The sequence below is a fragment of the Peptoniphilus hominis (ex Hitch et al. 2025) genome (assembly GCF_040096015.1).
GTDB classification, from domain to species: Bacteria; Bacillota; Clostridia; order Tissierellales; family Peptoniphilaceae; genus Peptoniphilus_A; species Peptoniphilus_A hominis.
On the sequence record NZ_JBBMFO010000008.1, the window covers coordinates 52559 to 59804 of the forward strand.

A 7246-nucleotide genomic window follows, 5' to 3' on the forward strand; every position below is an offset into this window, starting at 1 on the left:
TTCAAGTTATATGTAACAAAAGGAGGTTTTAACTTGAGTAAAGTAATGAAACTTAAAGACGCCATAGCAAAATATGTAGAAGATGGCGATGTAATTTCACTAGGGGGATTTACAACTAACAGAAAACCTTACGCAGCAGTAAATGAAATTTTGCGTCAAGGTCAAAAAGATTTTATCGTTGAAGCAGGACCTGCAGGGGGAGACTGGGACACACTAATTGGAGCTGGCAGAGTAAAGGCATACATAAATTGCTACACTGCTAACTCAGGATATACAAATGTTTCAAGAAGATTTAGAGCAGCAGTTGAAAAGGGAGAACTTCTTATGGAAGACTACTCTCAAGACGTTGAAATGCAAAGAATTCACGCAGCTGCACTAGGACTTCCATACCTACCATGTAGACTAATGATGGGTTCAGGTCTAGTTGATGAATGGGGTATCTCTAAAGAAGAAAGAGAAAAGATTGATAAACTTCCAAATGACAAGTTTATATATGTAGAAAACCCATTCAAAAAGGGAGAAAAACTTGTTGCAGCACCAGTTCCTGAAATTGACACTGCAATAATCCACGTTCAAATGGCTTCTCCAGACGGAACTACAAGAATTCTTGGAAATACATTCCACGATGTTGATATTGCAATTGCAGCTAGAAAAGTTATCGTAACTTGCGAAGAACTTGTAAGTAACGAATACATCAAAAACTTTGATGCAGCTGACAACAAAATCCCTGGATTCTGTGTTGATGCAGTAGTTCACGCACCATTTGGAGCTCACCCTTCACAATGTTATGACTATTATGATTATGATGCTGACTTCTATAAGATGTACAATGTTAAATCTAAGACAGAAGAAGATTTCAATGCTTTCTTAGATGAATGGGTATATGGAGTTGAAGATCATGAAGCATACCTTAACAAGCTTGGAGCTACAAGACTAATTGGTCTTAGAAATGTTCCAGGATTTGGTTACGCAACAGACGTACTAATGAAGGGAGAAGATAAATAATGGCTAGATATGATAATTATACAAATAAAGAAATGCAAGCAGTTACAATTGCTAGACAAATTAAGAATGGTCAAATAGCAATTGTAGGAACAGGACTACCTCTAATTGGTGCTTCTCTTGCAAAAGCAGTTTACGCTCCTGATTGTTATCTAATTGTAGAATCAGGACTTATGGACTGTGACCCAATTGAAGTTCCAAGATCAGTTGGTGACAACAGATTTATGGCACACTGTGGAGTTCACTGGACAAATGCAACTTATGTTGGTTTCCAAGCTAATGAATGGAGACACGACAAGAAAAGAATGATCGCATTTATCGGTGGAGCTCAAATTGACCCATTTGGAAATGTTAACTCTACAGTAATCGGCGACTACCACCACCCTAAGACAAGATTTACTGGTTCTGGTGGAGCTAATGGTATTGCAACTTATGTTAATACTATTATCATGATGCAACACGAAAAGAGAAGATTTATAGATAAGGTTGACTATATCACTTCTCCAGGTTGGATCGATGGTCCTGGCGGAAGAACTAGAGTAGGTATTCCTGAAAATGTTGGACCACAAATGGTTGTAACTGACAAGGGTATCTTGAAGTTTGACGAAGATACTAAGAGAATGTATCTTGCTGGATATTATCCTTCTTCTTCACCTGAAGATGTTATCGAAAACACAGGATTTGACATTGATGTATCTCGTGCTGTTAAACTTGAAGAACCAGATGAAGATGTAATTAAACTAATAAGAGAAGAAATAGATCCAGGCGAAGCTTTCATTAAGAGACCTGTAGAAGAATAAGGAGGACACATGACTCAATATTCACTTGCTTCATATTTCCAAAATATGAAGACAATTGGAAAGCCTTTAAGAGAAGTTGATGAAGAAAACTTCAATCAATTAAGAGAAATTGAAGAAGAAATTAGAGTTTTTGCTGAAAAAGCTCTAGCTGCTGGTAAACCAGATGAAAAAGTAAATGAACGTGGAGAAATGACAGCACTTCAAAGAATTGCTGAACTTATCGACGAAGGAACTTGGTGCCCACTTAACACAATTTACAACCCTGGCGATAATGACCATGGTACAACAGGTGTTGTTAAGGGACTTGCAAAAGTTGACGACAGATGGGTTTACATTGTTGCATCTGACAACAAAAAACTTGCAGGTGCATGGATTGCTGGACAAGCTGATGACCTTCTAAGAGCATCAGACACAGCTGAAAGACTTAGAATTCCACTAGTTTATATACTAAATTGTTCAGGTGTTAAACTTGACGAACAAGAAAAAGTTTATCCAAATAGACGTGGAGGCGGTACTCCATTCTACAGAAACTCAAGACTTAACCAATGTGGAGTTCCTGTAATAGTTGGTATTTATGGTACTAACCCAGCTGGTGGTGGATACCACTCAATTTCACCTACAATTATAGTTGCTCATAAAGATGCAAACATGGCTGTTGGTGGAGCTGGAATCCTTGGCGGTATGAATCCTAAGGGATATATCGACGAAGAAGGAGCTAACCAAATTGCAGACCAAGCTGCACACGCTAAGAAAACTACTCCTCCAGGAGCAGTTGGCGTTCACTTCGCACAAACTGGTTTCATGAGAGAAGTTTATGTTGAAGAAGAAGGAGTACTTGAAGGAATTAGAAAATATCTTTCAATGCTTCCAAAATTCCAAAGAGAATTCTTTAGAGTTGATGATCCAAAGAATCCACTATTCGACCCTAACGACATGTATTCACTTATTCCACTTAACGGCAAAAAGGCTTACGATATATATGATGTAATTTCAAGACTTTTTGACGGTTCAGAATTTATGGAATACAAAAAGGGATATGGTAGAGAAATGGTAACTGGACTTGCAAAAGTTAATGGACTTCTAGTTGGTGTTGTAGCTAACGTTCAAGGTCTATTTATGGGCTATCCAGAATACTACAATGATCCAAAACACATCTCTATTGGTGGAAAACTTTATAGACAAGGTCTAATTAAGATGAATGAATTTGTTACACTTTGTGCTAGAGACAGACTTCCTATTATCTGGCTACAAGATACAACAGGTATCGATGTAGGTGACGATGCAGAAAAGGCTGAACTACTAGGACTTGGTCAATCACTAATTTATTCAATCCAAAACTCTGACCTTCCACAAATGGAAATTACAATGAGAAAGGGAACTGCAGCAGCTCACTATGTACTTGGTGGACCACAAGGAAACGACACTAATGCCTTTTCACTTGGTTCTGCAGCAACTGAAATCAACGTAATGAATGGAGAAACTGCTGCTACTGCAATGTACTCAAGAAGACTTGCAAAGGATAAAAAGGCAGGAAAAGATCTTCAACCTACAATTGACAAGATGAACGATTTGATTCAAGATTACAATGATAAATCAAGACCATTCTCTTGTGCAAAATATGGTCTAGTAGATGAAGTAGTAAACATGAACCTATGGAGAAATTACATTATTGCCTTTACTGAAAGTGCATACCAAGACCCAGCTTCAATTTGTCCAGTTCATCAAATGCTTACTCCAAGAATTATCAGAGACTACGACAGAATAAATAATATTAAATAATATAAAATATGACAACTTATTGGATAATCTGAAAAAGGATTATCCAATATTTTTGTATATTCCTTATTTACTTACTATAAGTAAAATATACTTTTTAAAAGCAATAAATAGTAAATCATAAAAGCTCTAAAACCCTTGTAATTTCAAGTATCTTGGCTTGTGATTTTTGACAAAGATACATAAGTATAGTAAAATTAAGAAGAGTAAGATATTAATTTTAAACCAAAGAGGAGATTGTATGGCAGAAGCTATTTATACAATGGGAGTTGATATTGGTTCAACTGCCTCAAAGAGTATTATTTTAAAGGATGGCAAAGAAATTATTTCAACTTCAGTTATTGATGTTGGAGCAGGAACTAGCGGTCCATCAAGAACAATTAGTGAGACTCTAAAAAATGCTAACATGAAAAAGGAAGACATTTCCTATGTAATGGCTACAGGTTATGGTAGGACAGCTCTTGAAGAAGCTGACTTCCAAATGTCTGAACTTTCTTGTCACGCTAAGGGTGCTTACTTCTTATTCCCAAATGTTCGCACAATTATTGATATAGGCGGACAAGATGCCAAGGCTCTTAAAATCGGAGACAATGGTATGCTTGAAAACTTTGTTATGAATGATAAATGTGCTGCAGGTACAGGAAGATTCTTAGATGTAATTGCAAAGGTTCTTGAAGTTGATGTTTCTAAGCTTGAAGAGTTAGATAAATTATCTACAAAAGATGTAAGTATTTCTTCTACTTGCACAGTTTTTGCTGAATCAGAAGTTATTTCACAACTGGCAAGTGGATCGAAGATTGAAGATATAGTTAAGGGGATTCACGACTCCATAGCTGCAAGAGTTGGTTCTCTTGCCAAGAGAGTTGGACTTAATGATGATGTTGTATTTACTGGTGGCGTTGCTCTTAATAAGGGCATGGTTAGAGCCCTCGAAGAAAACACTGGACATAAAATACACACTTCACCACTATGTCAACTAAATGGTGCCCTAGGAGCTGCACTATTTGGTTATCAAAAATGTAAATTGGAAAAGTTAAAAGCTAATAAAAAAGCTAATGCATAATTTATTTTAGGAGGTAAACTATGGCTGAAATTCAAAAAATACCTGGTAAAAAACCAAGACCAATCGAAGGACATATTCCTGCTGCTCAAGCTCTAAGAAATGTAGTAGATAGAGTTTACGGGGCAGCATGGGATGCAAAGAAAAGAGGAGAACTAGTTGGATGGTCATCATCTAAATTCCCTATTGAACTTGCAAAGGCATTTGGACTACACGCTGTATATCCAGAAAACCACGCAGCTACAACTGCAGCTAAAAAAGACGGTTTAAGACTTTGTCAAACAGCTGAAGATATGGGATATGATAACGACATTTGTGGTTACGCAAGAATTTCTCTTGCTTACGCAGCTGGAGAACCAACTGACTCAAGAAAGATGCCACAACCAGACTTTGTTCTTTGCTGTAACAACATCTGTAACATGATGACTAAATGGTACGAAAACATTGCAAGAATGCATGACATTCCAATGATCATGATTGACATTCCTTTCCAAAACACTGTTGATGTACCTGAAGAAAAAGTTGATTACTTAATGGGACAATTCGAATATGCTATTCACCAACTTGAAAAATTAACTGGCAAGAAATTTGATGAAAAGAAATTCGAAGAAGCTTGTCAAATTGCAAACAGAACTGCTGCTGCATGGCTTAAAGCTTGTTCTTACATGGCTTATGAACCATCTCCACTTTCTGGATTTGACCTATTCAACCACATGGCAGACATCGTTGCTGCAAGATGTGAAATTGACGCAGCTGAAGGCTTTGAACTTCTAGCAGCTGAATATGAACAATCAGTTAGAGAAGGAACTTCTACTTGGGAATATCCAGAAGAACACAGAATTCTATTTGAAGGAATTCCTTGCTGGCCAGGACTAAGACACTTGTTTGAACCACTAAAACAAAATGGCGTTAACGTAACTGCTGTTGTTTACGCACCAGCCTTTGGTTTCCAATATACAACTGTAAGAGAAATGGCTGCAGCTTACTGTAAAGCACCTTGTTCAGTATGTATCGAAGACGGCGTTGAATGGAGAGAAACAATGGCTAAAGAAAACGGAGTTTCTGGAGCACTTGTTAACTACAACAGATCATGTAAACCATGGTCAGGAGCAATGCCTGAAATCGAAAGAAGATGGAGAGAAGACCTTGACATTCCAGTAGTTCACTTTGACGGTGACCAAGCTGATGAAAGAAACTTCTCACAAGAACAATATAAGACTAGAGTTCAAGGTTTAGTAGAAATTATGAATGAAAGAAAAGCAGACAGAATCGCTAAGGGCGAAGAAATCTACACTAATTTCGAAAATACTAAAGAAACTGACTGGTCTAAGACTACAATTTAATAGAGGTGCAAAATGACTGATATAAAAGAATTATTAAAAGAATTTAAACATATTGCAGAAAATGGAAGAGAACAAATTGACAAATACATTGCTGAAGGCAAAAAAGTTGTCGGTGTATTCCCTTACTATGCACCTGAAGAAATAATCTATGCAGGTGGACTTGTTCCTTACGGAGTATGGGGCGGACAAGGACCTATTGACAAGGCAAAAGAATATTTCCCAACATTCTACTATTCACTAGCATTAAGATGTTTGGAAATGGGTCTTGACGGATCTCTTGACGGACTTAGCGCATCAATGGTAACTACTCTTGACGACACACTAAGACCATTCTCTCAAAACTATAAAGTTTCTGTTGGTAGAAAAATTCCTATGGTATTTTTAAACCACGCACAACATAGAAAAGAAGATTTTGGTAAAACTTACAATGCAAAAATCTTTAAACAAGCTGCTGAAAGATTAGAAGAAGTTTGTGATGTTAAAATCACTGACGAAAACCTAAAGAAAGCTTTCGAAGTTTATAACGAAAACAGAGCTCTTAAGAGAGAATTTGTTAAATTATGTGGAGATTATTCAAAGACAATTAAAGCATCTGACAGATGTAATGTACTAAAGGCTTCTTTCCACATGCTTAAAGATGAACACAACAAGATGCTTAAAGAACTAATCGAAGCATTAAAGGCAATGCCAAAAGAAGAATGCACAGGACCAAGAGTTGTAACATCTGGAATCATAACTGACAACCCAGCACTTCTTGAAGTTCTTGACAACTTTAACATTTGCGTAGTAGCAGATGACGTTGCAAGTGAATCAAGAGGATTTAAAGTTGATGTAGATACATCAATCGAAGATCCATACATGGCTCTAGCTGATCAATTTGCAAGAATGGACGAAGACCCAATTCTTTACGATCCAGATATTTGGAAGAGACCAAAATATGTTGTTGACCTAGCAATTGATAACGATGCTGACGGATGTCTATTATTTATGATGACATTTAATGATACAGAAGAAATGGAATATCCATCACTAAAGAAAGCTTACGAAAAAGCTGGTATTCCACTAATTAAAATGGGTTATGACCAACAAATGACTGACTTCGGTCAAGTTAAAACTCAACTTGAAACATTTAGCGAAATGGTTCAACTTAATAGAATGTAATAAAATAAATTTTAAGGCGCCTTATAATGAACTGACCCCCAAAAGTTGGACTTAAAAACCAACATAAGGAGGTCAGTTTTTTAATGGCAAAATACAAAACAGAA

Annotated in this window: 6 protein-coding genes; all 6 read left to right on the top strand. The window is 36.8% G+C overall.

Annotated features, from left to right (window positions below; translation table 11 throughout):
- The first annotated feature begins 33 nt into the window (after nucleotides 1-33).
- Nucleotides 34-1005 (top strand): glutaconate CoA-transferase subunit A, encoded by a 972-nt coding sequence (gene gctA / locus WMO19_RS04095; protein WP_349170303.1) that lies wholly within the window; start codon nucleotides 34-36, stop codon nucleotides 1003-1005.
- Complete coding sequence (gene gctB, locus WMO19_RS04100; protein WP_349170304.1) at nucleotides 1005-1802, top strand: glutaconate CoA-transferase subunit B; 798 nt, start codon at nucleotides 1005-1007, stop codon at nucleotides 1800-1802. The genes gctA and gctB overlap by 1 nt, the downstream gene beginning before the upstream one ends.
- A gap of 9 nt (nucleotides 1803-1811) precedes the next feature.
- Nucleotides 1812-3581 (top strand): acyl-CoA carboxylase subunit beta, encoded by a 1770-nt coding sequence (locus WMO19_RS04105; RefSeq protein WP_311565613.1) that lies wholly within the window; start codon nucleotides 1812-1814, stop codon nucleotides 3579-3581.
- Nucleotides 3582-3819: 238 nt separating this feature from the next.
- Nucleotides 3820-4641, top strand: a complete 822-nt coding sequence (locus tag WMO19_RS04110) for an acyl-CoA dehydratase activase (protein ID WP_019125482.1) — start codon at nucleotides 3820-3822, stop codon at nucleotides 4639-4641.
- A 20-nt stretch (nucleotides 4642-4661) separates the two neighbouring features.
- Nucleotides 4662-5981 carry a 2-hydroxyacyl-CoA dehydratase subunit D gene (locus WMO19_RS04115; RefSeq protein WP_019125481.1) on the top strand — a complete coding sequence of 440 codons (1320 nt, stop codon included), beginning with the start codon at nucleotides 4662-4664 and terminating at the stop codon, nucleotides 5979-5981.
- A 12-nt stretch (nucleotides 5982-5993) separates the two neighbouring features.
- Nucleotides 5994-7142 carry a 2-hydroxyacyl-CoA dehydratase subunit D gene (locus WMO19_RS04120; protein ID WP_349170305.1) on the top strand — a complete coding sequence of 383 codons (1149 nt, stop codon included), beginning with the start codon at nucleotides 5994-5996 and terminating at the stop codon, nucleotides 7140-7142.
- The last annotated feature ends 104 nt before the right edge of the window (nucleotides 7143-7246 follow it).